Here is a 26384-nt window from a genome sequence, read left to right as displayed (position 1 = left end):
TTGACTCGCAGTGCGGAAGCGGCGGTAATGGGGCAGGCACAGCTTGCCCCGGTTTCTACCGCACTGTCCGATGTTTACGGCAGACTCCATACGCAATCCCAGTGCCGCGCAGCAATCAGGGAGACGAACAATGCCGGACTTTATCTTTGCCTATCACGGGGGGAAGACCCCAGACTCTCAGGAAGAGGACGAAAAGGCCATGGCCGCTTGGGGCGCGTGGTATGAGGAAATGGGGCCACAGATCGTGAATCCCGGCAATCCGGTGGGGATGTCCAAGACCGTAAGCGGGGATGGGGTCGCCGATAACGGCGGGGCCAATCCGCTGTCAGGTTTCACGGTCGTGCGCGCGGATGACATCGATGCCGCCTGCAAAATGGCGCAGGGCTGTCCGATGGTTGCGGATGGGACCGGATCGGTCGAGGTCGCGCCCATCATCGAAATGTAGGCGCGACCTGCTTTCTCGGATTAAGTCAGTTCGGCCGCCGGTTTCAACATGCCGGTCTGAAGCCCGCGCCAGTTCGTAATCGGCGCGTTCATCCGCTTGAGCGCGGCAGGGTGGTTTGCATCCAGCGCACCTAGTTTGACCAGAAGCGCGGTGATCGCACATTCGGCGGCGCGGGTGGTGCCGCAGGCGGCTTTGAGCGCGATGCCCAGTTTGCGCTCGGGCCAGATGGCAATGAAGAAACCCTCAGCCCCGGTCTTCAGGGCGACCTTGCCGTCCATCGCCCGCATCAGTTCCGTGCAGGCGCGGCCTTTGCCCGCCACAAGTTCGGGGTGCAGACGCATTGCTTCGTGCAGGCGTGCTTCGGCAGAACCTTCGGGGGCGGCGGCGAAATGCGCCATCGCGCGGGCCATGCCGTGCAGGGTACAGGCGGGATTGGGGGCCGAGCAGCCGTCGATGCCATAGCCGGGGGAGGTTTCCTGCGTGACCGCTTCAAACGCCTCAAGGCAGGCTTTTTGCACCGCGTGGTCGGGCTTTTCATAATCCGGTCCGGTGCCGAGATGCTTGTTCAAGGTAAGAAAACCCGCGTGTTTGCCGGAGCAGTTGTTGTGGATTTGGCAGGGCTTTTCATGGGCACGGATCAGCGCTTCCATGGCGTCACGGTCATTGGGTTCCTGTGCGCCGCAGCGGAAATCACCATCATTCAGCCCCAGCGTGTCGAGCCAGACGCCAACACGGTCGGTGTGGATCGCCGCCCCTTGGTGCGAGGCGCAGGCGAGGGCGAGTTGTTCGGTGCTTAGCCCCGCCTTGTCGGCAGCGCCGGAATTGATCAGCGGTAGCGCTTGGATCATCTTCGACGAAGAACGCGGCAGGATCACTTTCTCAGGATCGCCCCAAGCCTCGACGATCTGGCCGCTGTCGTCGCAGATCACGGCATGCCCGGAATGCACGCTTTCCAGAAAGGGTCCGCGCCAGATTTCCGCAAATGGGGCTGCTTTGGTCATGAGGTTCTTCCTGTTTCTGGGCGAAATCCTGCCAATCAGGGTTTCGTCGGTCGCGCGTTTGCCGTTATTGTGGTTGGTGTCGAACAGATAACAGACGCCCGCAAGAGAGCAACCCGCCCGAGGTTGCCCGATTGGGGTCTGTGGACGTGTTGAGGTCAAGGACGGCTGGAGGCTGGACAGATGGGAATGATGAAGACATGTGGTCTTGCACTTGGGGCGCTCGCCCTTGTGGCAAGTGGCGCAGTGGCGCAGGAGCAGAGCACCAATCGGGTGGCTGCCAAGACCGACTGGAGCGTCTTTGTAGAAGATAACCCGACGGAGTGCTGGGGCGTCTCGACCCCCAAAGAAGTCGTAAACACCCGCGACGGGCGGGTGGTTGCAGTGAACCGGGGTCAGACATTGCTGATGGTGTTCTACCGTCCCTCGGCTGAGGCCAAGGGCCAGGTTGCTTTCACCGGCGGCTATCCTTTCGCATCCGGTTCGACCGTGACGATGGATATATCGGGCGATAGCTATGAGCTGTTCACCGAAGGAGAGTGGGCATGGCCTGCGACCACGTCGGATGACGCCAAGATCATCGCCGCTATGAAACGCGGCGCGGACGCCACTTTGGTCGGCCGCTCATCGCGCGGCACACAGACCAGCGATAAGTTCTCGCTGCTGGGGTTCACTGCGGCGGTTGAGGATGCAGCCAAGCGTTGCGGCGGCTGATCTGCTGTAAATTTGATTATGGAACGGCCCCGCGTTTGCGGGGCCGTTTTTTGTGGGTGACCCATGCCACCATGCCCGGAGTCAAGCCGCAGGCGCCGGGCCATCGCCTGCCCGCCCGGACGGGTAGGCGATTTAGCGAGGCTGGGTACGACATTGCGAACGCACGCCTCGGCTGAACCATAAAGTGGTAGTGACATAATGTTGGATCGCCGACCCGCGGGCAGGCGCTGGCCCTCGCACAAAAAAATCGCGGCCCCGGAGGGCCGCGATGACGTAAATTACTGCTGAAGCTGCTTAGGCCGCCCGCGACAACGGCGCCGCAGCCTCTTCTTCGATAAACGCGCCATGCAGTGCTTTAATCACCGGCTGCAGCGACTCGCGCTCGACGATGAACTGCACGTCAACATTGCGCGGTCCTTGGCTCGCGCCGATCGCCGTTTGCCCGGCCTCGGCAATGGCCACCAAGCCACGTTGCAGCACTGACAACCCATTCAGGTCGCGGCCGATGACCGAAGCCATCGACAGGGTGCGGGTGGTGATCTCGGCGGCGGGGTAGATCGCGGCCAGATCCTTCTCCACCCGGCGCATCGTCTTGAGCGACGCATCAAGGTAATGAGTGATCGTATTGGCGTTCGAGACCTTTGAAACGATCCGCACATTGTGGCGCGTGAGCACCTCAAGAATCGTCGTATCATAGCCCTTCACACCGACCATATCCTGCTCGAACAATTCGAACGCCACGATGTCCAGACCAGTGACGATCTCCACCGCGGGCGTCTCTGCCTTGCGGTCGTCGATCAGCGTGCCGGGGTCTTCCGGCTCAAAGGCATTGGTCACGCGCAGCGGCACATCAGCCTGACGCAGGGTCTTGGCGGCCTTGGGGTGGATCGCCTCCATCCCCATGTTCGACAGTTGGTCCGCCACGTCATAGTTCGTGCGTCCGATCTTCTTGACGGCATGTTCGCCGACCAGTTTCGGGTCGCAGGACGACAGGTGGAATTCCTTGTGAATGATCGCCTCGCGCGCACCGGTGAGGGCCGCCAGTTTGGAGAATGTCACTTCGGAATAGCCACGGTCAAACTCGCGCATCAGCCCTTCGGCGCATTGCGCATAGCCGGTGACGATGGGCATTTCCGTTTGCGGGTCGATGCCCTCCATCGCCTGCGCGATCCGCTCGTCCAGCGTCACGTTCCCCTCATCGCGCCAACCCGACAGGTCAACGAAACGGGCGTTCACGCCAGCGCGTTGCAGCAGGATCGTGGTGACAAAGGCGGAATGTGCCTCGCCCAGACCTGAGAGCAACTCGCGGATTTGCAGCATGTGCTCGGACAGGCGGAAGTGGCCATAGGCGCAAAGGCGTTGCAGGTCGATCAGGCAGTTGCGGGCACCATGGGTGCGCTCGGACACAAAGGCGTCGGCCTGTTCGATGTCGCCGGGATGCTCCAGCACTTCGCGGTGCACACGCTGCATCTCGGCGGACGCACGGGTCAGTGCTTCGTGCCAGCCGTGATCGTTGCTGGCGTTGGCCAGATGGGCATAGACGCCCGGCTCGCCCGACTTTTTATGCTCAAGCAAAAGGTTCGTGATCCCGCCAAAGGCGGAGACCACGAAGACGCGCCCGTAGATGTCCGCGCCCTGAGGGTCACCGACAAAGAGCGTATCCTTGAGCTGGTTCACGCGGGACATGGACGTCCCGCCGATTTTTTCGACAGTGTGGGACGGTTGGGTCATATAACTTACGCTACCTCCTCGGCAGGCGCATAGGAGCCGTCTTCACGGTGCACTTCTTTGCCCGTAACGGGCGGATTGAAGCAGCACGCCATGTGAAGCTCTTCCTCTGCGCGCAGGATGTGTTTGTCGTTCAGGTTCAGCGCATACATCACGCCGGGCGTGATCTCATGGGTCTCGCCGGTGGCGAGATCAGTGATCGAGCCCTTACCCTTCATGCAGTAGACGCTCTCGAAGTGGTGCTTGTAGTGGAACGTATGTTCCGAACCGGCCTCAAGAACGGTGATGTGGAACGAAAATCCCATCTTGTCGTCGGCCAGAAGCATCCGGGTGGAGGTCCATTGAGCATCGCCCACGTGACGGTCGGTGCCCTGAAGTTTACTAAAGTCGCGTACAATCATTGTCAGTTACTCCGCTGCCAGTTTCATGTTGCCGGTCACGTCGCGGGTGGCCTGCATGAGGATATCAAACCCTTCGCGCATGACCTTCTCCGGCGTCGTGAGGGGGGCGAGGTATTTAACGATTTCATCGTTCGCGCCCGATGTTTCGATCACGAGGCCCAGCTCATAGGCACGTGCACAGATCGCACCAGCCAGTTCGCCAGAGCCAACATCGACACCCTGCATCAGGCCGCGGCCTTTCAGCGTGGCACCGTCGACCAGATCGGCGACGTCCTTAAGCGCGGTGGTCAGTACCACGGCTTTTTCGGCCAGCGACTTTTCGAACTTGTCGTCGGACCAGAATTTCTCAATCGCGACGCGGGCGGTGACAAAGGCGTGGGTGTTGCCGCGGAAGGTGCCGTTGTGCTCGGCGGGCTTCCAGATGTCATGCTCAGGCGCGATCAGCAGTGCCGCGAAGGGCAGGCCAAAACCGGACAGCGATTTCGCTTGGGTGATCATGTCAGGCTTGATGCCGGACGCCTCAAACGAGAAGAAGCTGCCCGAACGGCCACAGCCCGCCTGAATGTCGTCGATGATCAGCAGCGCGCCATGCTTACGGGCGATTTTCTCGATGCCCTGCATCCATGCGTCGGAGGCCGCGTTCAGACCGCCTTCGCCTTGGATCGGCTCAAAGATGAATGCCGCAGGGGCGTCGATGCCCGAGGAGGGGTTCGACAGCATCGCGTCGATCATCTCAAGCGTGTCGACATTTTCGCCCAGCGATCCCTCAAAAGGCATATGTGTCACATCGGCCAACGAGCCACCGCCCGCGCCGCCACGCTTACCTTTGTTGCCGGTCAGCGCCAGCGCGCCCATGGTCATGCCGTGAAAGCCATTGGTGAAGGAGATCACGTTGGTCCGGCCTGTCACCTTACGCGCAAGCTTGATCGCGGCTTCGACGGCATTGGTCCCGGTCGGGCCGGTCATCATAACTTTGTAGTCCATGCCGCGCGGTTTGAGGATGTTTTCCTCATAGGCGTTCAGGAACGCCGCTTTGGTGTCGCTGTGAAAGTCGAGACCATGCGCGATGCCATCATTGGTGATGTGCTCCACCAGCGCGGCCTTCATGTCCGCATCGTTGTGGCCGTAGTTCAGCGAGGAACAGCCGGCGAGGAAGTCGATGTAGCGATTGCCTTCTTCATCGAACATCTCCGACCCGCTGGCGCGGGTGAAAACGGCGTTCATGCCACGGCAATAGGAGCGTGCTTCGCTCTCGCGGCGGGTAAAGATCGTTGTGTTCTGTGCCATGTCTTTAGGCATAGGAATATCCTTTCTCTTCAAGAGAATCTGTCGTGTGAATTGTCAGCTGCGGATTACGCGGCGCGTTTGAGCGCGGCAGTCTCGGGCAGCGTGATCGTCACCATATGTTCGGTGTCATGCGCGCCCTCGAAATGGGCGTCTTTGGTAAAGTGCGGGGCATCCGAAAGGTCGCCGCCGACGTGATTGGCAAAGCTGCGGAACAGCCCCCAAGAGGCGTCGTTGTCCCGGGTGATCGTGGTCTTGAGGGTCTTGGCGTCCTCAGTCTCATCGCGGTTCACCAGTTCCATCAGCATGGTTTTACCCAGCCCAAGGCCACGGGCCTTGGGGCTAACGGCAACCTGCCAGACAAAGAAGGCGTCTTGGGCAGGGATCATATGGCCGGAAATCCAGCCAACGATGTCGCCGCCCATTTCAGCCACAACACAGGTATCACGGAAGTGGTCGGCTTGGATCAGGTTCGCGTAAAGCGAGTTCTCGTCGAGCGGCTTGCAGTCGCGAATCAACCGCCAGATGGCGGCTCCGTCCTCGGCAATGGGCTTACGCAGCTTGGGTGTGCGGGCTTTCTTTATGTCGAGTTCATTCTGCATCCGGTCGGGGCTCCCTTATTGTTTCGATAAGCTAAGTAGGGCATGTGGGGTGATACTTCAACATTCAATGCAAAATACCTGAAAATGCGCTTATAGCGTGGTTTCAGAGGCATACTTATGTGCATATTTGTTTCGTAGGACTAACGAAATTGGACCGTTTCGCTTAGCTATACTAAGCGTTCAGGGTGGTTTTGACCGATTGCTGAAATTGCCCCCAATGTGCAAGGATGCACCATGACGCAGAAACATCCCGACCGGGTCGACGAGAGTTTGATCGCCTTGCGCCGCATTTTGCGCGCCACAGAGCTTTATGCCCGTGATTTGGCGCAGGCGGCGGGGGTGACCCCGGCGCAACTGCGTGTTTTGCAGATCGTGGGAGAGAAGATAGACCCGACAGCCAAGACCCTCGCCACCCAGATGGGGGTGAGCCAAGCCACCGTGACCGCTTTGGTTGATAAGCTGGTGGCACGCGAATTGGTATCGCGGCAGCCCTCGGCGCAGGATCGGCGGCAGACCAATATCACCCTGACCACCCAAGGTGAGGATGTGTTGGAGGAAGCCCCCGATGCGTTGCAACAGCGCTACGTCCGCGCGTTTGCGGATCTTGCGGATTGGGAGCAGGCGCAGTTGGTGTCTTCGTTAGAACGGGTGGCGGCGATGCTGAATGTGGACAGTCTGGATGCCGCGCCGGTTCTGGCGACGGGTGAATTGCGGACAAGCAAGAAGGCCTATTGAGCGCGGCTCTATGCCCGCGCGGCCAAACCCTTTTGCAAATCGTGCCATTTCTTATATAGAGACCCATCCCTAGCCTGTGAGTCTTTGAAATGTCCGCTTCCGCGCCCATCACCCAAGACGTGATGACCCTCCCCCGCAAGTTGCCTGAGGGGCCGATCAACCTTGTCGGTCTGACCCGTGACGCCATGCGAGATGTGTTGATCGCAAACGGCACGCCTGAGAAACAGGCGAAGATGCGTGTGGGGCAAATCTGGCAGTGGATTTATCAATGGGGTGTGCGCGATTTCGACTCCATGACCAACCTTGCCAAAGGCTATCGCGCTGAACTGGCAGAGAAATTCGTGATCGAAGTGCCTGAGGTCGTGACCCGTCAGGAAAGCGAAGACGGCACGCGCAAGTATCTTGTGCGTATCGCGGGGGGCCATGAGGTTGAGGTGGTCTATATCCCCGAAGAGGGCCGCGGCACGCTATGTGTGTCCAGCCAAGTGGGCTGCACGTTGACCTGTTCCTTCTGCCACACGGGCACGCAGAAACTGGTGCGTAACCTCACCGCGGCTGAGATTATCGGTCAGGTCATGGTGGCGCGCGACGATTTGGACGAATGGCCCGAGACTGGCACCCGGACCGACGAAGCGCGGCTTCTAAGCAATATCGTGCTGATGGGCATGGGTGAGCCGCTCTATAACTTCGAGAACGTGCGCGACGCGATGAAGATTGCGATGGACCCTGAGGGGATCCAGCTCTCGCGCCGCCGCATCACGCTCTCAACCTCCGGCGTTGTGCCTGAGATCCATCGCACCGCCGCCGAGATTGGCTGCCAGCTGGCCGTGTCCTTTCACGCCACCACCGACGAGGTGCGCAACAAGCTGGTGCCGATTAACAAACGCTGGAATATTGAGGAACTCCTCGACGCCCTGCGCGCCTATCCCAAGGTCAGCAATTCAGAGCGGATCACCTTTGAATACGTGATGTTGAAAGGTGTGAACGACAGCGACGAAGACGCGCATCGGTTGGTAAAGTTGATCAAAGGCATCCCGGCCAAGATCAACCTGATCCCGTTCAACGAATGGCCCGGTTCGCCCTACGAGCGGTCGTCCAACAATCGCATCCGCGCTTTTGCCGATATCGTTTATAACGCGGGCTATGCCTCGCCCGTGCGTAAACCGCGTGGCGAAGACATCATGGCCGCCTGTGGTCAGTTGAAATCGGCCACCGAACGCGCGCGCAAGTCGCGCAAGCAGATCGAAGCCGATGCTGGGATGAACGGCTAAGCCAATCCCGGACGGCCCCTTGCAAGGGCGGCCACGGTAACCCCCTCGGCGGCAATGTCGCCGGGGATATCTTCGCCCCGCACCAGTGCGGCGGCAGCGCGGGCCAAAGCAGGCGCGGTTTGAATGCCATAACCGCCTTGCCCCGCCAGCCAAAAGAACCCTTCCCCATCAGGATCATATCCCGCCACTGGATCGCCATCTGGCACAAAGCTGCGCAGACCGGCCCAGCGGCTCTCAATCCGGCGCAAGCTGAGGTCAAAGGCGGTTTCGATCCGGTCAATACAGATCGCCACGTCCAACTCCTCGGGTTGCGCATCGCAGGGCGCGGAGGGGGTCGCGTCTGCAGGAGAGATCAGCAGCTTGCCTGCATCGGCCTTGAGGTAGAACTGCTCGTCTATATCCACCACCATAGGCCAGCGGTCTGGCAGCATGCCCTCAGGCGGGGCCACGGTCAGCGCGGTGCGGCGTTTCGGGGTCAGGCCGACAGGGGTGAGGCCCGCCATTGTGGCGATCCCGTCCGCCCAGGCCCCCGCTGCATTAACGACGACGGGCGCGTGGAACATGCCCTGATGGGTCTCGACTTGCCAATCGCCCTCCTTGCGGAGCGACAGCACCTCGGCCTTGGTCTGTAAAACCCCGCCCGCCGCGCGGAAGGTTTTAAGGTAATGCTGGTGTAGCCCATTCACGTCTATATCTGCCGCCGAGGCATCGCGCAGCCCGGCAGTGGCATAGCTTTTGCGCAGCAGCGGCACAAGGGTTTCGATCTCCGCTCCGGTCAGCGGTGTCACATGCGGCCCTAGTTCCTCGGCAGTGCGTGCCAGCGATGCTTGCTGGTCCTGTCGTGCAATAAACACTGCGCCGCGCGGCTCCAGCAACGGGTGGTCCAGATAGGGGCTGGCGGGATCGTTGAAAAAGGCGGCGGAGGCGCGGGAAAGGGCGCGGATCACCTTCGGCCCATAGGTCACCGTGAACAGCGCGGCAGACCGGCCCGTGGTGTGATAGCCCGGCTGGCTTTCCCGCTCCAGCAGAAGAACCCGGCGGTCGCTGGAGAGTTCAGCCGCGACAGAAGCGCCCGCGATGCCCGCGCCGACGACAATGCAATCGAAACCGATGGTTGAATTGTTCATAGATGCCCCCTTTGCGCGGAGGCTAGCACCGCCGTCCATTGGGCAAAAGGGCCGAACCACGGTCAATCTCAACCTTATAACCCATCCGGTGAAGCCAGCCAGAGTGTTGCAATTGCATGAAGTTTTTCCGCAGCGCCGCAAAGCCGTTGACCGGACGCCCCCGCCCGTCGCAGTCTGTCATAAAGGGGGCGCTCGGCCGGACAGGTCGCATGGTGCTCCTGCCAACAGGAGTGCTGCCCCATGTCTCATTTGCCCCTCACCAAAACCCTGCCCGCGCTAACACTGGCTTTCGGCCTTATGGCCTCGGCCTCTGCCGCCGCCGAGCTTGTCATCGGTATGCAACAGGAGCCCACGTCGCTCGACCCGACGGCGGATGCCACCGCCTCCATCGACAGCATGATGACGCAAAACGTCTTCGAATCGCTCACAACCGTGGCCGAGAACGGGGAGGTTCAGCCCAACCTTGCGACCTCATGGGAGGTCTCCGAGGACGGTCTGACCTACACGTTCAAGCTCGCCGAAGGCGTGACCTTCCACGACGGCAGCACGCTGGATGCAGAGGATGTCGTCTATTCTTTCGACCGCGCCATGGGCGAGGACAGCGTGAACCCTTCGAAGGACATCTTCGAGCCGATCGAAAGCGTCAAAGCTGTTGACCCGCAAACGGTCGAGATCACGCTCAAGGCCAAGGACGCATTTTTCCTCTTCAACATGGGGCAGGGCGACAGCGCCGTCGTGGCCTCCGAGAGCGCGGAGACCAACAACGCCAACCCTGTGGGCACCGGCCCCTTCAAGTTTGACAGCTGGACCCGTGGCGACCGTCTGACTTTGGTCAAGAACCCCGATCACCGCGATGCCGCCGATGTGGCGCTCGATAAGGTCGTCTTCCGCTTCATCTCAGACCCCGCCGCGGCGACAGCGGCAATGATGGCCGAAGAGCTGGACGCCTTTCCCGGCTTCCCCGCGCCGGAGCTGCTGCCGCAGTTCGAAGCCGACCCGCGCTTCCGCGTCAACGTTGGCTCGACCGAGGGCGAAGTGATCCTCGCCATGAACAACGCCAAGCCGCCCTTCGACAACGTCGAGGTGCGCCGCGCCGTGGCCACCGCCATCGACCGGGACGAGATCATCGAGGGCGCGATGTACGGCCAAGCCGTGCCCATCGGCAGCTTCTACCCGCCGCATGGCACCGCCTATGTCGACCTGACGGACGCCTATCCGCATGACAGCGCCAAGGCCGAGGAGATGTTTGAAGCCGCCGGCGTGGCCGGCGCCGCCATGACCCTGCGCGTGCCGCCGTTCCCCTACGCCACCCGCTCGGCTGAGATCATTCAGAACCAGCTTTCAGAGGCCGGGATCGACGCCAAAGTTGAGAATGTCGAATGGGGCTTCTGGATCGATGAGGTCTATAAGCAGAAGAACTACGACATGACGATCATCGCCCACACCAGTCCCAACGACATGGGCAATTTCGCCCGTGGGCCGGACTACTTCTACGGCTATGACAATGCCGAGATGACCGCCCTATGGGAGCAGATCACGACAGAGGTCGACCCGGCCAAGCGCGATGAATTGCTCAAGCAGGGCCAGCAGATGCTGTCGGATCAGTCAGTTCATGCTTTCCTGTTCCAGCTGCCACTGCTCGGTGTTTTCCGCGAGGGGGTAGAAGGCTATTGGTCCTCTTCGCCCGTGCTCTACATGCCGCTCAAGGGCGTCAGCGTCGCCAATTGACCTAAACCGGCTGCGGTGCCACGCGTGCTGCAGCCATTGGACCTGACCCCGTGGCCTATTTCCTTTTCCGCCGCACGCTTGGTTTCGTGCTGACTCTGCTGGCCGTGTCGGTCGTGGTCTTTGCCGTGATGAACGTGCTGCCGGGCGATCCAGCGCTGACGATCCTTGGGATGGACGCCAGCGAGGACGCGCTGGCGGCGCTGCGCGAGCAGTTGGGACTGAACGCGCCGCTGGTGACGCGCTATTTCTCATGGGTCTGGAACGCGCTGCAGGGGGATTTCGGCCTGAGCCATTCTTTCCGTGTCCCGGTCTCGGAACTGATTTCCGAGCGGCTGCCGATGACCATTTCACTCGCTGTGGCGGGGATGTTGGTGACGCTGGTGCTTGCCCTGAGCCTTGGCATCACAGCGGCGGCGCAGCATGGCCGCGCGGGCGACTGGGGGGTGATGTTCCTCAGCCAGCTTGGCATCGCCGTGCCGGCGTTCTGGCTGTCGATCCTCTTGGTGATGCTCTTTGCGGTGAAGCTGCGTTGGCTGCCCCCCGGGGGCTTTGCGGGCTGGGACGATCCGGTCGCTGCGCTGCGCTCGCTCATTCTGCCCACGGTGGCGCTGGCGCTGGTGCAGTCGGCGGTGCTGGCGCGGGTCACGCGGTCTTCGGCGCTGGAGGTGATGCGGCAGGACTTCGTGCGCACTGCGCGGGCCAGTGGGTTGTCGCGCCGGCGGATACTGTGGAGGCATGTGCTGCCCAATGCACTGGTGCCGATTGTCACCATTGTCGGGATGCAGTTTGCGGCGTTGGTGACGGGGACGATCGTAATCGAGAACGTCTTCTACCTGCCCGGCCTTGGGCGGCTGATCTTCCAATCCATCGCCAACCGAGACCTGCCCACGGTACAGGCGCTGGTGATGCTGTTCGCCGCCATCGTGGTCACGGCGAATTTCGTGGTCGATCTGCTCTATGTCGTGATCGACCCTCGGTTGAAAGCGCGGGCATGAAGCGGCTCCCGGCGAACTTCTTGTTGGGGGCGGTTCTTGTTAGCTTCGTGGTCGGGGTGGCGGCCCTGTCGCTGATCTGGACCCCGCATGACCCGCAGACCATGTCGATCTCGACCAAATTCGCGCCGCCTTCGGCAAGCCATTGGTTAGGCACCGATCAACTGGGCCGCGATGTCGTGGCGCAGCTTATGGCGGCGGCGCGCAATTCGATGACCGTGGCGCTGGTGGCGGTGCTTTTAGGCGGCAGCATCGGCGTAGCGCTTGGGTTGCTCGCCTCGGCGCTTGGCGGTTGGGTCGAGGATGGGGTGATGCGGCTTGCCGATCTCGGCTTTGCCTTTCCCGCGTTGCTCTTCGCGATCATGCTAGCAGCGGTTTTCGGGCCGTCGCTGACCAATGCGGTGCTGGCGATCTCCTTTATCAACATCCCGATCTTCGCCCGCGTCACCCGTGCCTCGGCCAACCAAATCTGGACACGCGATTATGTCGCCGCTGCACGCGCGGCGGGGCGGGGGCGTTTCGCGATCAGCCGCGATCACGTCCTGCCGAACATCGCCGCCGCAATCATCGTGCAGGCAACCATCGAGTTTGCCGTGGCGATTTTGGCCGAAGCGGCGCTGAGCTATCTCGGCCTTGGCGCACAGCCGCCCGCCTCAAGCTGGGGGCGGATGTTGTCGGAGGCGCAGACCTTAATGTATCTCGCCCCGCAACTGGCGATCTATCCCGGTCTTTGTATCGTCATTGCTGTACTGGGCTTTGGCCTACTGGGCGACGGGCTGCGCGACATCACCGACCCCCGTTTGGTGCGGGCGCGATGATTGAACTGAGCAACCTCTCGGTTCAGTTTGGCCATGCCGCCGCCCTGCGCGATGCCAATTTGGTGATCCGGCGCGGCGATCAGCTGGGCATCGTGGGCGAAAGCGGATCTGGCAAGACGCTGTTGGCGCTTTGCCTGATGGGCATGGCGCCTGACAGCGCGCGCCTTACTGGGCGGCTTCGCATTGACGGGCAGGACATGGCCAGCGCAACCGAGCGGGACTGGCAGCGCCTTCGCAGCCGCCGGGTGGCGATGGTGTTTCAAGAGCCGATGGCGGCGCTGAACCCGCTTAGACGCGTGGGCGATACGGTGATGGAGCCGATGTTGTTGCATGATGGCCTGACGCGCCGCGGGGCCCGCGCTCGGGCGCTGAGCCTGTTCGAAGAGGTGGGCATCCCAGACCCCGATCAACGCCTGCGGCAGTTCCCGCACGAGATGTCGGGCGGCCAACGCCAGCGGGTGCTGATCGCGCTGGCCTTGGCCTGCAACCCGATGCTGCTGATCGCGGATGAGCCGACCACCGCATTGGATGCCAATGTGGCGCTACGGATCACCGATCTGTTGCAACGGCTGGCGCGAGAGCGGGAGATGGCGCTGGTTTTCATCAGCCATGACCTCGCCGCCGTGGCGCGTGCCACCGAAGACATCGTGGTGATGTATGCGGGCGATATGGTGGAGCGCGGCCCGACGGCAGAGGTGCTTGGCGCGCCCGCGCATCCCTATACAAAAGGGCTGTTGGGCGCGCGGCCCGATGCCGGTGTGACGGGACGGGATGCGGATGGAAAACGGCGCAGGTTGCCGACCATTCCGGGCACGGTCCCGCCCCTGCATGGTCTGCCCGAAGGCTGCCGTTTCGCAGGGCGCTGTCCGGTCGAACTGCCCCAATGCGCCACGCAGCGCCCGGTATTTACGCAGACAGACGTCGGGCGCGGTGCTGCCTGTCACTTACTGACGGAGGCACGCCCATGAGTGACGTGCCGCTCTTGGAGGTCCGCAACCTCACCCGCCACTACAAGCTGCCACGGCAAAGCCTTCTGCGCCGGGCACCCATGCTGACGGCGCTAGAGGGGGCTGCATTTTCGCTGCGCGCCGGAGAGACCTTGGGCGTGGTCGGCGAAAGTGGTTCGGGCAAATCGACCTTGGCGCGGCTCATCATGGCGTTTGAGGTTCCGGACGCGGGGGAGGTGCTGTTTCAGGGCCGCGATCTGCACGGCCTGACCGCAGAGGAATTGCGTAAGTTGCGGCGCGGCTTTCAGATGGTATTCCAAGACCCTTTTGGCTCGCTCAACCCGCGCCGCCGCATCGCCTGGTCCATTGCAGAACCGCTGCGCGCCAACGGAGAGTCGGAGAATATCACCCATCGCGTCGCCGAAGCCTTGGAGCAAGTCGGGCTGCACCCAGCCGACGCAGGCAAATATCCGCATGAGTTCTCAGGCGGGCAGCGCCAACGTATCGCCATTGCCCGCGCCATCATCACCCGCCCCGCGCTGCTGGTCGCGGATGAGGCGGTCTCGGCCTTGGATGTCTCGGTTCAGGCGCAAATTCTTAATCTTCTGATGGACCTGCAAGATGATCTGGGCCTTGGCATGGTCTTTATCAGCCATGACCTTGCAGTGGTGGCGTCGATCTGTGACCGGGTGCTGGTGCTTCAGCACGGCAAGACGTTGGAAAGCGGTGCCGCCGCTGACGTGTTGCGCGCGCCTAAGCACCCTTATACGAAAACCCTGCTGAAAGCTGCAGGAGTACGCCCATGACCCGCTTTGTTCACCTGACCGACCTGCATATCTCGCACCCCGATCTGAACGACTCGCATCTGCAAAGTGACACGCCCGCCACGCTGCGCCGCGTGGTGGAGGTAATCAACGCGATGGACCCGCAGCCCGATTTCGTGGTGGCCAGCGGTGATCTGACCAACCAAGGCGACCGGGAGAGCTATGAGTTGGTGCGCGACATTCTTGCGCCGCTCCGCGCGCCCCTGGTGATGGCGCTTGGCAATCACGACAAGCGCGCCGGGTTCAACGCGGTCTTTGCGCCGGGGCTGGCCGATGCGCCCTATTTCCACGATGCGCGGCAGGGTGATCTGCATGTCATTACATTAGACAGCAGCGTGCCCGGCAAGGTAGCCGGGGCGCTGGATGACGCGCAGTTTGAATTCCTCGGGGCCGCGGTGCAGCGTCACCCCGAACAGCCGAAACTCTTGGTCCTCCACCATCCGCCGCGCATTGATCCCGAAGCCTTGGCATGGGGCAGTTTAGATGAGGCGAGCAGTGCGCGCTTGGCCGAGATGCTCAAAGGCCAGCGCGTGGCGGGGATCCTTTCAGGCCATGTACATGTGAACCGGGTGAGCCATTGGCACGGCATCCCGGTGGTGATCTCCAACGGGCTGCATTCCACCGTCGACCTGACCGAGACCCGCGATCTACGCATTGTCGAGGGCACCGGATTCGGGATCTGCGAATGGCGGCCAAGCGGGCTAAGCATCTCTTTCGCCCCGCTTGACCCGACGGCGCGTGAATTGGCGCGAATTGACCGGGATCAGTTAAAATCCTTTGAGTAGAACGACATCCACTGAATGTCGCTGCAGCCCTAGCCCCCGTGCCGCAGCGCAGTAAAAAAATTATTGTTGACCCTCAACCTTTTTAATTTCACACAGCGATACATGGAAAGGCTATACCCGGCGTCAGATCGGGTCGCTGTTCACGGGGAGGGTGAATTTGCCAACTGCCAATGGCGATACTGTATCCACGCTTGGCGCACGTATGCGCAAGCAACGTCACCGTTTGTCCCTGACACTGCAGCAGCTGGGCGAAGCCTCCGGTGTGTCGGTCGGCTATCTGAGCCAAGTTGAACGGGGCCGCGCGACACCGTCGCTGGGCACCCTGTCGCAGATCGCCGTGGCGCTTCAAGTTGATGTCAGCTTTTTCATCCACACGCCCAAGACCCAAGACAGCCTGACCCGCGCCGAAGAACGTCCGCGTTTTGCCGTGTCGGGGTCTTCCATCGAATATGAGAAGATCGGCGCTGATTTTCCGGGCCATGAGCTGTCCTCCTACATCATGAACGTGCCGCCGGGCTATGCCTCGGAAGAGGTCGTGCATGAGGGCGAAGAGGTGATCTATATCCTTGAAGGTGAGATCGCGCAGGTCGTCGATGGGGGGGAACATATCATGCGGCCCGGCGACAGCCTGCATTACCTCGGCAGCAGCCCGCATTCATGGTCCAACAAAACCGACAAACCCGCGCGCGTCCTTTGGGTGGGCCGCATGCAATACGAACAGGCCGCTGGCGCCAACAGAATACGTCCGAATGAAGGGGCAATAGCCACCGCATTCGCGTCGTCACGCCCGTAAGGGCGTATCACCTGCGGCGGACAAACCGCTGCCAAAAAACAAACCAATCAGGAGAGTGAAAATTATGTCTTTTAAAACAAAACTGGCCACAGGCGCCATGCTGGCGGCACTGGGTGCCACAGCCGCCTCGGCTCAATCGCTGGTCTATTGCTCCGAAGGCTCGCCCGAGGGTTTCGACCCCGCGCTTTACACTGCAGGCACCACTTTCGATGCCTCCAGCCACCCGATCTACAACCGTCTGGCCGAGTTCAAAGTCGGCACGACCGAAGTCATCCCCGCGCTGGCCGAAAGCTGGGAAGTCAGCGAAGACGGCATGAAGGTAACCTTCGAGCTGCGTCAGGGTGTGAAATTCCACTCCAATGACCAATTCACGCCGACACGTGACTTCAACGCCGACGACGTGATCTTTAGCTTTGACCGTCAGGGCAACGAGGAAAACCCCTATCATACCGTCTCTGGCGGCACATGGGAATACTACGGCGGCATGTCTATGCCCGACCTGATCGAGAGCATCGAAAAGGTCGACGATTACACCGTGGTCTTCAACCTGACCCGCCCCGAAGCGCCCTTCATCGCCAACATGGCCATGGATTTCGCATCGATCGTGTCCAAGGAATATGCTGACGCGATGATGGAAGCTGGCACACCTGAAATGGTGAACCAAGCGCCCATCGGCACCGGTCCGTTCCGGTTCCAAGCCTACCAGAAAGACGCGGTCATCCGTTACCTGCGTAACGACGAATACTGGGGCGACCCAGCCAAAGTCGAAAGCCTGATCTTCGCGATCACGCCCGACGCGTCGGTCCGTTACCAGAAGGTGCAGGCGGGTGAATGCCACGTGACGGCATATCCAAACCCTGCCGATGTTCAGGCGATGAAAGACGCCGAAGACATCGTGGTGATGGAACAGGAAGGCCTGAACGTGGGCTATCTGGCTTACAACACGCAGGTCGCGCCCTTTGACAACGCCAATGTCCGCAAAGCGCTGAACATGGCGATCGACAAACAGGCGATCATCGACGTGGTGTTCCAAGGTTCCGGCGAAATCGCCAAGAACCCGATCCCGCCGACCATGTGGTCCTACAACGACGCCATCGAAGACGACAACTATGACCCCGAGGCCGCCAAGGCGATGCTTGAGGAAGAAGGCGTCACCGATCTGTCCATGAAGATCTGGGCAATGCCGGTTCAGCGTCCCTACAACCCCAACGCCCGCCGTATGGCCGAGTTGATGCAGGAAGACTTCTCCAAAGTTGGCGTCGATGTTGAAATCGTCTCCTACGAATGGGGTGAGTATCTTGAGCGTTCCAAGTCCAAGGATCGTGATGGCGCGGTGCTGCTGGGTTGGACCGGTGACAATGGCGACCCAGACAACTTCCTCGCGGTTCTGCTGGGCTGTGACGGTGTCGAGAAATCCAACCGCGCTCAGTGGTGCAACGAGGAATTCGACGCGCTGATCCAGAAAGCCAAGGTTCTGCCGACCCAAGAAGAGCGTGCGCCGCTGTACGAAGAAGCGCAGCAGATCTTCAAGGATCAAGCCCCTTGGGCCACCATCGCGCATTCGGTCGTCTACATGACCATGCGTCCCGAAGTTGAAGGCTATGTCGTGCACCCGCTGGGGGGCCACATCTTCAACCAAGTTGGCCTGAAGCAGTAACCCTGCCGCTACGACCAAAGGGGGCGGCATTCGTGCCGTCCCCATTTTATTAACTTCGCCAGCCCGAAAGCCAGCCCATGTCCCCTTCACTGAATGATCGCCTCTCGGCCTATGCCGATATCGCCGCTGACCTATCGGTGGACGCCGTGGCGCTGGTGCCCGGCCCGAATTTCACGCGCGCCGTCGACCATGCCTTCATGAGCCACGAGCGCCCTTTTGTTCTGGTCATCCCCGCGCGCGGCCCCGCCGCCGCACTGGTGCCGAACCTAGAGTTGGGCAGCTGGGACTTGGTGGGCTTTGAGGGTGCCGTTTTTGATTGGCGCGACCAGACAGGCTATGACGATGCCTTTGCCGCGCTGACGCAGCATCTGAACATCACCTCGCTGGCCGTTGAGGGCCAAGTGATGCGCGTCTTTGTGCATCACGCGCTGAAGAAAGCGCAGCCCGATTTGCGGATCATCGACGCGGAGCGTGAAATCTCCGCACCCCGCATGATCAAGACCGAGGCCGAAGTCGCCGCCCTGCAAGAAGCCATCGACATTTCCGAACGCGCCCTGCGGGCCACGCTCGACTCTGTGAAGCTCGGTCAGACCGAGAAAGAGATCGAACAGAAACTTGTGCAGATGGTCTTTGCCGAAGGGGCTGATGATCTGTCCTTTGCGCCCATCGTCGCCGCAGGTGACGGCTCAGCCCGCCCGCATGCCAAAGCGCGCGAGGATTACCGCGTCAAAGCAGGCGATGCGCTGCTGATCGACTTTGGTGCGCGCAAGAACGGCTTTGCCGCTGACATCACCCGCACCGTTTTCCTTGGCCACGTCAGCGATGAGGGGCGCGAGGTTTATGACACCGTGCTGCGCGCCAACCTCGCCGGGCTGGAGGCCACCCGCGCAGGCGTCACGGCGCATGAGATCGACGACGTGGTAACGGGCGTGCTCGAAGCCTCGCCCTATGCCGACCGCATCCGTACCAAAACAGGCCACGGCCTTGGCCGCGATGTGCATGAAGCGCCTTATATCATGCGCGGCAACCATATGACTTTACCCGCCGGAACGGTGTACACCAACGAACCCGGTCTCTATGAGATCGGCAACTTTGGGGTGCGCATCGAAGATGACGTGCTGATCACCGAAGATGGCTACAAATCCCTGACCAACTTTCCGAAGGAACTGATGGTGCTCCCGTGCTGAAATATGTCTTGTCGCGCCTTGCGACCTTCATCCCGACCTTTATCGGCGTCACGCTGATTTCATTCGCTTTCATCCGCGTGCTGCCCGGCGACCCTATCGTCGTCATGGCGGGTGAGCGCGGCATTTCTGAAGAACGCTACTTGGAGCTGCAACAGCAGTTCGGCTTTGATCGGCCGATCTATGTGCAGTTCTGGGACTATTTTACTGGGGTTCTGCAGGGCGATTTGGGCAACTCTTTCGTCACCAAACGACCTGTTTGGGATGAGTTCTTCTCGCTCTTCCCGGCGACATTGGAACTGTCTGTCTGCGCGATGATCTTTGCGGTGGCCTTGGGCCTGCCCGCGGGGGTGATTGCCGCCGTGAATCGGGGCAAGTTCTTTGACCGGGCGCTGATGTCGACCGCACTGGTGGGCTATTCGATGCCGATCTTCTGGTGGGCGCTGCTGCTGATTATCGTGTTTTCGGGCAATTTGGGCTGGACGCCGGTCTCGGGCCGGATTGATCTGCTTTATTACTTCCCCGACGCCACTGGCTTTATGCTGATCGACAGTATCGCCTCTGGGCAGAAGGGCGCGTTTGTCTCGGCGGTCAGACACCTGTTGTTGCCGACCATCGTGCTGGGCACCATCCCGCTGGCCGTGATCGCGCGGCAGACCCGTTCGGCCATGCTTGAAGTGCTGGGCGAAGACTACATCCGTACCGCGCGCGCCAAGGGCATGTCTCCGGGCCGGATCAATGGGATCCACGCGCTGCGCAACGCGCTTATTCCCGTCATCACCGTGATCGGCCTCTCGGTCGGAACGCTGCTAGCCGGGGCCATTCTGACCGAGACTATCTTTAGCTGGCCGGGCATCGGCAAGTGGATGGTCGACAGCATTTTCCGCCGCGACTACCCGGTGGTGCAGGGTGGCCTGCTGCTGATCGCCGTCATGGTCATGGTCGTGAACCTCACCGTTGACATGCTCTATGGCATCATCAACCCCAAGATCAGGAAACGCTAATGGACGACGCACTCTCTGCCGAAGCCGAAATGGTACACGCGCGCCCCGGCCGCCTGCGCGAGTTCTGGTTCTATTTCCGCGAAAACCGTGGGGCCGTGATTGGTCTGTGGATCTTTGCTGTCTTCGCATTTCTGGCGCTGTTCGGTCCGTGGATCGCCCCGCATGACGCGACCCAACAGTTCCGCGCAGCCACGCTGCAACCGCCCGTCTGGCAGGACGGCGGCACATGGAGCCACATCCTCGGCACCGACCCGCTGGGCCGTGACATGCTTTCGCGTCTCATCGTCGGCGCGCGCTACTCCTTCTTTGTCGGCATCGTTGTGGTCTCCATCGCCGCCTCCGGCGGGATCATTGTGGGCCTGATCTCAGGCTTCGCGCCGAAATGGCTCGACAGCATCATCATGCGGATCATGGACATCATCTTGGCCTTCCCATCGCTGCTGCTGGCCTTGGTGCTGGTCGCCATCCTCGGGCCATCGCTGACCAACGCGATGATCGCCATCGCCATCGTGCTTCAGCCGCATTACGTGCGCCTGACCCGCGCAAGCGTGCTCTCGGAACGGCAAAAGGACTACGTGACCTCGGCCCGCGTTGTCGGGGCTGGCACCCTGCGGCTGATGGTCGTGACCGTGCTGCCGAACTGCCTTGCGCCGATCATCGTGCAGGCCGCGCTGTCGTTCTCCACCGCGATCCTCGACGCCGCCGCCTTGGGCTTCCTCGGCATGGGTGCACAGCCGCCCACGCCCGAGTGGGGCACCATGCTGGCCGAAGCGCGCGAGTTCATTCTGCGCGCCTGGTGGGTCGTGACCTTCCCCGGCCTTGCGATCCTCGTCACCGTGCTGGCGATCAACCTCATGGGCGACGGGTTGCGCGACGCCCTCGACCCGAAACTAAAGCGGAGCTGATTGATGTCTCTTCTGCGTATCCGCAACCTCTCGGTCGATTTTGCCACCGCCTCGGGCAAGTTCCGCGCCGTGGACTCGGTTGACCAAGATGTCGACACGGGCGAAATTCTCGCCATTGTCGGCGAAAGTGGCTCGGGCAAATCGGTGTCGATGTTGGCGCTGATGGGCCTGCTGCCTTGGACCGCCACTGTCACCGCCGATGAGCTGACCTTTGACGGCCACGACCTGCTCAAGATGAGCAACCGGGACCGGCGCAAGATCGTGGGCAATGACCTTGCCATGATCTTCCAAGAGCCGATGTCCTCGCTCAATCCCTGTTTTCCGGTGGGCTGGCAGATCAAGGAATCTCTGCGCTTTCACCTTGGCATGAACCGGGCCGAGCGGCACAAGCGGGCGATTGAGCTCTTTGAGCAGGTCGGCATCCCGGACCCGGAAAAGCGCCTGTCGGTCTTCCCGCACCAGATGTCGGGCGGGATGAACCAGCGCGTGATGATCGCCATGGCGATTGCCTGCAAACCGAAGCTGCTGATCGCGGACGAGCCGACAACCGCGCTCGACGTGACCATTCAGGCGCAGATCCTCGACCTGCTGACCTCGCTGCGCGAGGAGACCGGCATGGGCTTGGTCCTGATTACTCACGACATGGGTGTGGTCGCCGAAACCGCCGAGCGTGTGAGCGTGCAATATGCTGGCCAAAAGATCGAAGAGCAGCAGGTGCTGCCGCTCTTCCGCAAGCCGCATCACCCCTATACCTCGGCGCTTTTGGACGCGCTGCCGGAACGCGCGACTGAGAAACGCCTGCCGACGATCCCCGGCGTGGTGCCCGGTCAGTTTGATCGGCCTGCGGGCTGCCTGTTCTCGCCGCGCTGCAAGTTCGCCAACGACAAATGCCGCGCCGAGAACCCGCCACCGCTGAGCGAAGACCTCGGCAAGGCGCGTTGTTTCTATCCGCTCAATACCGATGAAAGGGTCGCGTCATGACTGCCCCCGTAATGACCGCCGACGCGCTGGAGCGTCACTATCAGGTTGGTGGCGGCTTCCTGCGCAAGACCCAGACATTGAAGGCCGTCGCGGGCCTCGATTTCCAACTGCACCCCGGCAAAACGCTGGCCGTGGTGGGCGAAAGCGGCTGTGGCAAATCCACGCTGGCGCGCATGGTCACGATGATCGAAGAGCCGACCGCAGGCTCGCTCACGCTCGACGGCAAGCAGGTGCGCCCCGAAGATTGGGCCGACCTGCGCCAGCATGTGCAGATCGTGTTTCAAGACCCCTACGGCTCGCTGAACCCGCGCCAGCAGATCGGCACGATCCTGCAAGAACCGCTGGTGATTAACCGCAAGGACATGTCGAAAAAGGAGCGCGAGGAGAAGGCGCGTGAGATGCTACGGCTGGTCGGGTTGCGGCCCGAACACTACGATCGCTATCCGCATATGTTCTCGGGCGGTCAGCGCCAGCGGATCGCGGTGGCGCGGGCGTTGATGCTGGACCCGAAGGTGCTGGTATTGGACGAGCCGGTCTCGGCTTTGGACCTGTCGATCCAGTCGGCCATTCTGAACCTGTTGGTGGACCTTCAGGAAAAGATGCAGCTGGCCTATCTGTTCATCAGCCACGACCTCAGCGTGGTGCGCCATGTCGCGGATGATGTGATCGTCATGTATCTGGGCCGAGCGGTGGAAAAGGGGCCGAAGGACGAAGTCTTTGAGAACCCGCGCCACCCTTACACCGCGGCGCTGCTCTCCGCGACGCCACGCGCCGATCCCGAAGGCGGCAAGGAACGCATCAAGCTGCAAGGCGAACTGCCCTCCCCACTGGCGATCCCCGAGGGCTGCCCCTTTGCGCCGCGTTGCTGGAAGGTGCAGGACGTCTGCCGGAAAGAGCGCCCCGTGCTTGAGGGGGCACCGCATCCGGCAGCCTGCTACTTCCCCGTCGACGAATGAGGCGTTGCAGGTGGTTCAGACCACCTGCGCCACCACACCGATGCAATCGCCCATCTTGACCAGCCCCGGCACATGCCGGGCGGTCAGGATGCCGCTCAGCTGCGCATGGGCGGTGATTGCGGGCTGACCGCTGCGGTCGCTGGGCCAGAGCCTGGCGATGGGTTGGCCCTCGGTCACTTCATCCCCCAGATCGACCAGCGGCTCCAACAGGGCGTTGGTCTCGCTGAAGGTGAAGCAGCGCCCATCGGGCATGTCGAGCATCACGGTCTCTGCCATCTCGGGCTCGCCAGCTAGAATTCCAGCATGGATCAACAGATTGCGCGCGCCTTTGCGGGCCACGGCGACGCTCTTGGCCGTCGACGTACCCGCGCCGCCGAGTTCGGTGGTGACGAAGACCTTGCCCTGTTCCTCCACTTCCGTGTCGAACATGCCGCGGTTGTCGATCTCTAGCATCTTCATGGAATAGGGCGCGTTGAACGCCTCCATCGCGGCCATGCAGGCGGCCTCCTGTTTCTTGTCGGGCAGGATATGCGCGGCGGCGAAGGGCAGGAAATCCAGCGTGCGCCCGCCGGAGTGGTAATCCAGCACGATATCGGCCAGCGGCACCAGTTCGGTCGCGATGTAATGCGCGATCTTCTGGGTCACCGTGCCGCCGGGGCTGCCCGGAAAGCTGCGGTTCATATTGCCGCCATCGATGGGCGAACAGCGGCGGCCAGCGGCAAAGGCGGGTTGGTTCATCATCGGCAGGATGATGACGCGGCCCGTGACCTGCGCCGGATCCAGCGTTGCCGCCAGTTCCTGCAACGCAATCGGGCCTTCGTATTCATCGCCGTGGTTGCCGCCTGTCAGCAGCGCCGTGGGGCCGTCGCCGCCATGGATGACAGTGATCGGCACCATGACAGAGCCCCAGGCGCTATCATCGCGGCTGTAGGGCAGGCGCAGGAAACCGTGATGCGCGCCGGGTTTGTCGAGCGGGATGGTCGGGGTGATGGGATTGCTGGTCATGCGGAAACAAACAACTTTCGCGGTGTGGTGCAGAAACATTCATGGCCGGTCTCGGTAATGCGAATGGGCTCGGTAATCTCAAGCCCGCCGTCGTCAAGCCAGAGCGCGGGCATGAAATGGAAGGTCATGTTCGGCTCAAGGATCGTCGTATCACCCCGCCGGAAAGAGATTGTGCGCTCGCCCCAGTCGGGCGGGTAGCTGATGCCAATGGCGTAGCCGCAGCGGCTGTCTTTCTCAAACCCGGCCTTGTTGAGCGTTTTGTTAAAAGCGTTGGCGATATCCTCGGCTTTGTTGCCGGGTTTTGCCTGTTCGAGCCCGGCGTCGATGGCATCTAGCACCGCCTGTTCGGCGTCTCGGTATTTCTGCGGCACATCCCCGAAAAAGAGTGTGCGCGACTGTGGGCATTGGTAGCGGCGGTGCGCGCCGGCGATCTCGAAAAACGTCGCCTCATTGGGCTGCATCGGCCGGTCGTCCCATGTCAGGTGGGGGGCGGTGGCGTCCATGCCCGAAGGGGCCATCGGCACAATTGCCGGGTAATCGCCCCAGAAGCCATGCGCGCCGCGGATGCCGGTGGCGTAGATTTCGGCCACGAGATCGTTCTTGCGCATGCCCGGCACGGCGACCTCGAGGATGCGGACGTGCATTTCCTCTACGATGCGGGCGGCGCGTTCCATATATTCGATCTCGCGCTCGGATTTCACGGCGCGTTCCCAGTTCACCAGTGCGGTGGCATCCATAAAGGTCGCCTTGGGCAGCTTGGACTTCAGCGTGTCATGGGCGCGGGCGGAGTAATAGTAGTTGTCCATCTCGACGCCGATGCGCGCCTTTTCCAAACCCATCTCTGTCAAAAGGCCTGAGAGGTCTTCCATCGGGTGTTTCTCGGGGTTTTGGACATAGCTGTCGTCATAGCCGCGGATGCAGTCGTCCTCCATGAATACCGTGCGCCGCGCCCCAAGCGCGTCCATGCCGCGGCCCCACCAAACCGGCTCGCCCTCATGGGTCAGGATCACCGCTTGGTAGACGTAGAAGGACCAACCGTCGTAGCCCGAGAGCCACGACATGTTGGACGGGTCGCTGACCACAATCGCATCCATGTTGCGCGCGGCCATAGTCTTGCGCGTTCGGTCAACCCGGCGCTGGTACTCGCTGTTGGTAAAATTCGCCTCATACGTGGTCATTGGCCAGCCCCTTTCATGTCTGGTTACCCGAATATTGCGATCCGGCCAGAGGGGCCGGGATCACGGAATGATGCCTTGTGCGTGGGCGGCTGGCATGTCGCAGTCGAACAAACGGCCATAGCCATCGGGGCGGCCCGTCAGCCCGCCCATCCGTTGCAAAGCCCAGCACAGCGCTTGGTTGGAGGTCACGACCGGTTTGCCCAAAGCGGCTTCGATCCGGTCGATCACGTCGACGCCGCGCAGGGCCGTGCAGGAGAGGAAGAAGGCCTCAACCTCTGGTCCGTCCAATGCGGCTGCGGCGCTGATGATGCTGTCGTCGTCGATCCGCGCCATGTCACGGTCGTCTTCGAGCCCAAAGGCCCCGTTGCGCATGACCTTGAGGCCCTGTTCCTCAAAATAGGCGGCGAGGGGGGCGGCGGTGTCGGGCAGATAGGGGGTCAGCATCGCCACGCGTTTCACGCCGAGTGCTGCAAAGCCCGCGATGGCGGCAGAGGCGGGGGTGATGACCGGCACGCCGGGGAGCCCTTCGCCGACGGCTTCACGCACCGCAGGATTGCCGATGGCAACAGAGGCAGAGGTGCAGCAAAAGGCCACTGCCGAAAGCTTCACGCCCGGCACCAGCAGCGATGCGGTGCGGGCCAGATCGGGGGTCATGGCGCGCAGGCGGTCGGGGGTGGTGGGGTTTTCAAAGGCGATGCGGGCTGAGTGAAGTGCGGCTTGGTCCGGGTCGATCAACCGCGCCGCGTCGCGCTCGAACGTCATATCGGTCGAGAGCAGGATGACGCCCAGACGCACCGGATCGTCCGCTCGCAAACGGCACTCAAGGCTCTCGCTTTGCACAGGGGGTGTCACCTGAAGATTCCTTTACGCTAAACGACAAGCACGGGGCATTTCGCCAGCCCCGTGACTTTGTGTGACACGGAGCCCAGCAAATAGCTATCGCCCGTGGCCCCCAGCCCGCGCGAGCCGATGACGATCAGATCGGCCTCGTGTTTTTTGGCAAATTCGGTCACCGCCCGCGCGGGCCGGCCCGAGCGGACAAAGGCGCGCACATTCTCAACGCCCGCGTCTTTTAGCAGTTGTTTGCCGTGGTTGATGATCTCGGTCGCATGGGCTTGCATCGCGTCGTCGATGTTACCCGGATCATTCACCCGCACCATTGATAGCGACGCCTCCAACATCGAATGATGCCGATAAATGGTTAGCAATGTCACCTTTGCCCCAGTCAGCTTGGACAGCTCAGCCGCTTTCATCAGCGCACGGTCGGCATTCACCGAACCGTCATAAGGGGCGAGGATATGGGTGAACATGACGCTCTCCTC

The 26384-nt window shown here is 61.6% G+C and carries 27 protein-coding genes; 17 read left to right on the top strand and 10 right to left on the bottom strand.

Going from position 1 to position 26384, the window contains the following annotated elements; translation table 11 throughout:
• Positions 1 to 130 precede the first annotated feature (130 nt).
• Positions 131 to 445 carry a YciI family protein gene (locus K3759_RS16450; RefSeq protein WP_259983430.1) on the top strand — a complete coding sequence of 105 codons (315 nt, stop codon included), beginning with the start codon at positions 131 to 133 and terminating at the stop codon, positions 443 to 445.
• A gap of 20 nt (positions 446 to 465) precedes the next feature.
• On the opposite strand, the gene K3759_RS16445 is transcribed toward K3759_RS16450, so the two are convergent.
• Positions 466 to 1446: an asparaginase gene (locus K3759_RS16445; RefSeq protein ID WP_259983428.1), complete on the bottom strand. Its 981-nt coding sequence runs from the start codon at positions 1444 to 1446 to the stop codon at positions 466 to 468.
• Positions 1447 to 1632: 186 nt separating this feature from the next.
• Between K3759_RS16445 and K3759_RS16440 the strand changes: the two genes are divergently transcribed.
• The gene (locus K3759_RS16440) at positions 1633 to 2157 is read left to right on the top strand and encodes an invasion associated locus B family protein (protein ID WP_409202494.1); all 525 of its coding nucleotides are present in this window, start codon (positions 1633 to 1635) and stop codon (positions 2155 to 2157) included.
• Between the two features lie 294 nt (positions 2158 to 2451).
• Here K3759_RS16440 and K3759_RS16435 read toward each other — a convergent pair whose 3' ends face one another.
• Genes K3759_RS16435 through ectA form a run of 4 tightly spaced genes read right to left on the bottom strand, consistent with a single transcriptional unit; the run spans position 2452 to position 6172 of the window.
• The gene (locus tag K3759_RS16435; RefSeq protein ID WP_259983427.1) at positions 2452 to 3888 is read right to left on the bottom strand and encodes an aspartate kinase; all 1437 of its coding nucleotides are present in this window, start codon (positions 3886 to 3888) and stop codon (positions 2452 to 2454) included.
• Between the two features lie 5 nt (positions 3889 to 3893).
• Positions 3894 to 4286 (bottom strand): ectoine synthase, encoded by a 393-nt coding sequence (locus K3759_RS16430; protein ID WP_259983426.1) that lies wholly within the window; start codon positions 4284 to 4286, stop codon positions 3894 to 3896.
• 6 nt (positions 4287 to 4292) lie between these two features.
• Positions 4293 to 5585: a diaminobutyrate--2-oxoglutarate transaminase gene (ectB, locus tag K3759_RS16425; RefSeq protein WP_259983424.1), complete on the bottom strand. Its 1293-nt coding sequence runs from the start codon at positions 5583 to 5585 to the stop codon at positions 4293 to 4295.
• Between the two features lie 53 nt (positions 5586 to 5638).
• Entirely contained in the window at positions 5639 to 6172 is a 534-nt protein-coding gene (gene ectA, locus K3759_RS16420; RefSeq protein WP_259983422.1) for a diaminobutyrate acetyltransferase, read from the bottom strand.
• Positions 6173 to 6406: 234 nt separating this feature from the next.
• Between ectA and K3759_RS16415 the strand changes: the two genes are divergently transcribed.
• Both K3759_RS16415 and rlmN read left to right on the top strand, forming a co-directional pair.
• The gene (locus tag K3759_RS16415; protein WP_259983421.1) at positions 6407 to 6907 is read left to right on the top strand and encodes a MarR family winged helix-turn-helix transcriptional regulator; all 501 of its coding nucleotides are present in this window, start codon (positions 6407 to 6409) and stop codon (positions 6905 to 6907) included.
• A gap of 89 nt (positions 6908 to 6996) precedes the next feature.
• Complete coding sequence (rlmN, locus tag K3759_RS16410) at positions 6997 to 8178, top strand: 23S rRNA (adenine(2503)-C(2))-methyltransferase RlmN (protein ID WP_259983420.1); 1182 nt, start codon at positions 6997 to 6999, stop codon at positions 8176 to 8178.
• On the opposite strand, the gene K3759_RS16405 is transcribed toward rlmN, so the two are convergent.
• Positions 8175 to 9305, bottom strand: coding sequence for an FAD-binding oxidoreductase (locus K3759_RS16405; protein WP_259983419.1), 1131 nt, complete (start codon positions 9303 to 9305; stop codon positions 8175 to 8177). The two genes, rlmN and K3759_RS16405, sit on opposite strands and share 4 nt — an antisense overlap.
• Before the next feature lie 240 nt (positions 9306 to 9545).
• On the opposite strand from K3759_RS16405, the gene K3759_RS16400 reads away from it, so the two are divergent.
• The 13 genes from K3759_RS16400 to K3759_RS16340 all read left to right on the top strand — a co-directional run bounded on the left by K3759_RS16400 (position 9546) and on the right by K3759_RS16340 (position 22879).
• A complete protein-coding gene (locus K3759_RS16400; protein ID WP_259983418.1) occupies positions 9546 to 11033 on the top strand; it encodes an ABC transporter substrate-binding protein in 1488 nt (495 codons plus the stop codon).
• Between the two features lie 50 nt (positions 11034 to 11083).
• Positions 11084 to 12028, top strand: coding sequence for an ABC transporter permease (locus tag K3759_RS16395; RefSeq protein WP_259983416.1), 945 nt, complete (start codon positions 11084 to 11086; stop codon positions 12026 to 12028).
• The gene (locus K3759_RS16390; protein WP_259983415.1) at positions 12025 to 12843 is read left to right on the top strand and encodes an ABC transporter permease; all 819 of its coding nucleotides are present in this window, start codon (positions 12025 to 12027) and stop codon (positions 12841 to 12843) included. Before K3759_RS16395 ends, K3759_RS16390 begins: the two co-directional genes overlap by 4 nt.
• Positions 12840 to 13811 carry an ABC transporter ATP-binding protein gene (locus tag K3759_RS16385; RefSeq protein WP_259983413.1) on the top strand — a complete coding sequence of 324 codons (972 nt, stop codon included), beginning with the start codon at positions 12840 to 12842 and terminating at the stop codon, positions 13809 to 13811. The genes K3759_RS16390 and K3759_RS16385 overlap by 4 nt, the downstream gene beginning before the upstream one ends.
• Positions 13808 to 14596: an ATP-binding cassette domain-containing protein gene (locus K3759_RS16380; RefSeq protein WP_259983411.1), complete on the top strand. Its 789-nt coding sequence runs from the start codon at positions 13808 to 13810 to the stop codon at positions 14594 to 14596. Before K3759_RS16385 ends, K3759_RS16380 begins: the two co-directional genes overlap by 4 nt.
• The gene (locus K3759_RS16375; protein ID WP_259983409.1) at positions 14593 to 15399 is read left to right on the top strand and encodes a metallophosphoesterase; all 807 of its coding nucleotides are present in this window, start codon (positions 14593 to 14595) and stop codon (positions 15397 to 15399) included. The genes K3759_RS16380 and K3759_RS16375 overlap by 4 nt, the downstream gene beginning before the upstream one ends.
• A 202-nt stretch (positions 15400 to 15601) precedes the next feature.
• Positions 15602 to 16192, top strand: coding sequence for an XRE family transcriptional regulator (locus K3759_RS16370; RefSeq protein WP_259985673.1), 591 nt, complete (start codon positions 15602 to 15604; stop codon positions 16190 to 16192).
• A 64-nt stretch (positions 16193 to 16256) separates the two neighbouring features.
• Positions 16257 to 17849, top strand: a complete 1593-nt coding sequence (locus K3759_RS16365) for an ABC transporter substrate-binding protein (protein ID WP_311199010.1) — start codon at positions 16257 to 16259, stop codon at positions 17847 to 17849.
• A 77-nt stretch (positions 17850 to 17926) separates the two neighbouring features.
• On the top strand, positions 17927 to 19036 hold the full coding sequence (locus K3759_RS16360; RefSeq protein ID WP_259983407.1) for a Xaa-Pro peptidase family protein: 1110 nt from the start codon (positions 17927 to 17929) through the stop codon (positions 19034 to 19036).
• Positions 19030 to 20037 (top strand): ABC transporter permease subunit, encoded by a 1008-nt coding sequence (locus K3759_RS16355; protein WP_259983406.1) that lies wholly within the window; start codon positions 19030 to 19032, stop codon positions 20035 to 20037. The genes K3759_RS16360 and K3759_RS16355 overlap by 7 nt, the downstream gene beginning before the upstream one ends.
• Positions 20037 to 20942 carry an ABC transporter permease subunit gene (locus K3759_RS16350; RefSeq protein WP_243261746.1) on the top strand — a complete coding sequence of 302 codons (906 nt, stop codon included), beginning with the start codon at positions 20037 to 20039 and terminating at the stop codon, positions 20940 to 20942. Before K3759_RS16355 ends, K3759_RS16350 begins: the two co-directional genes overlap by 1 nt.
• Positions 20943 to 20945: 3 nt before the next feature.
• The gene (locus K3759_RS16345; protein ID WP_259983403.1) at positions 20946 to 21923 is read left to right on the top strand and encodes an ABC transporter ATP-binding protein; all 978 of its coding nucleotides are present in this window, start codon (positions 20946 to 20948) and stop codon (positions 21921 to 21923) included.
• The gene (locus K3759_RS16340; RefSeq protein WP_120352070.1) at positions 21920 to 22879 is read left to right on the top strand and encodes an ABC transporter ATP-binding protein; all 960 of its coding nucleotides are present in this window, start codon (positions 21920 to 21922) and stop codon (positions 22877 to 22879) included. The genes K3759_RS16345 and K3759_RS16340 overlap by 4 nt, the downstream gene beginning before the upstream one ends.
• Positions 22880 to 22894: 15 nt before the next feature.
• Here the strand turns inward: K3759_RS16340 and doeB are convergent, their stop codons facing one another.
• The 4 genes from doeB to K3759_RS16320 are packed head-to-tail and all read right to left on the bottom strand — an operon-like array spanning position 22895 to position 26372.
• Entirely contained in the window at positions 22895 to 23884 is a 990-nt protein-coding gene (gene doeB, locus K3759_RS16335; protein ID WP_259983399.1) for a N(2)-acetyl-L-2,4-diaminobutanoate deacetylase DoeB, read from the bottom strand.
• Positions 23881 to 25062 carry an ectoine hydrolase DoeA gene (gene doeA, locus K3759_RS16330; protein WP_259983397.1) on the bottom strand — a complete coding sequence of 394 codons (1182 nt, stop codon included), beginning with the start codon at positions 25060 to 25062 and terminating at the stop codon, positions 23881 to 23883. The genes doeB and doeA overlap by 4 nt, the downstream gene beginning before the upstream one ends.
• A 60-nt stretch (positions 25063 to 25122) precedes the next feature.
• Positions 25123 to 25914 carry an aspartate/glutamate racemase family protein gene (locus K3759_RS16325; protein ID WP_259983395.1) on the bottom strand — a complete coding sequence of 264 codons (792 nt, stop codon included), beginning with the start codon at positions 25912 to 25914 and terminating at the stop codon, positions 25123 to 25125.
• 17 nt (positions 25915 to 25931) lie between these two features.
• Positions 25932 to 26372, bottom strand: a complete 441-nt coding sequence (locus K3759_RS16320; RefSeq protein ID WP_259983393.1) for a universal stress protein — start codon at positions 26370 to 26372, stop codon at positions 25932 to 25934.
• Positions 26373 to 26384: the final 12 nt, after the last annotated feature.

This window comes from Sulfitobacter sp. W027 (assembly GCF_025143985.1).
Lineage (GTDB): Bacteria > Pseudomonadota > Alphaproteobacteria > Rhodobacterales > Rhodobacteraceae > Sulfitobacter.
Note: the sequence above shows the minus strand (reverse complement) of the source record. Positions and strands in the feature narration are given on the sequence as shown.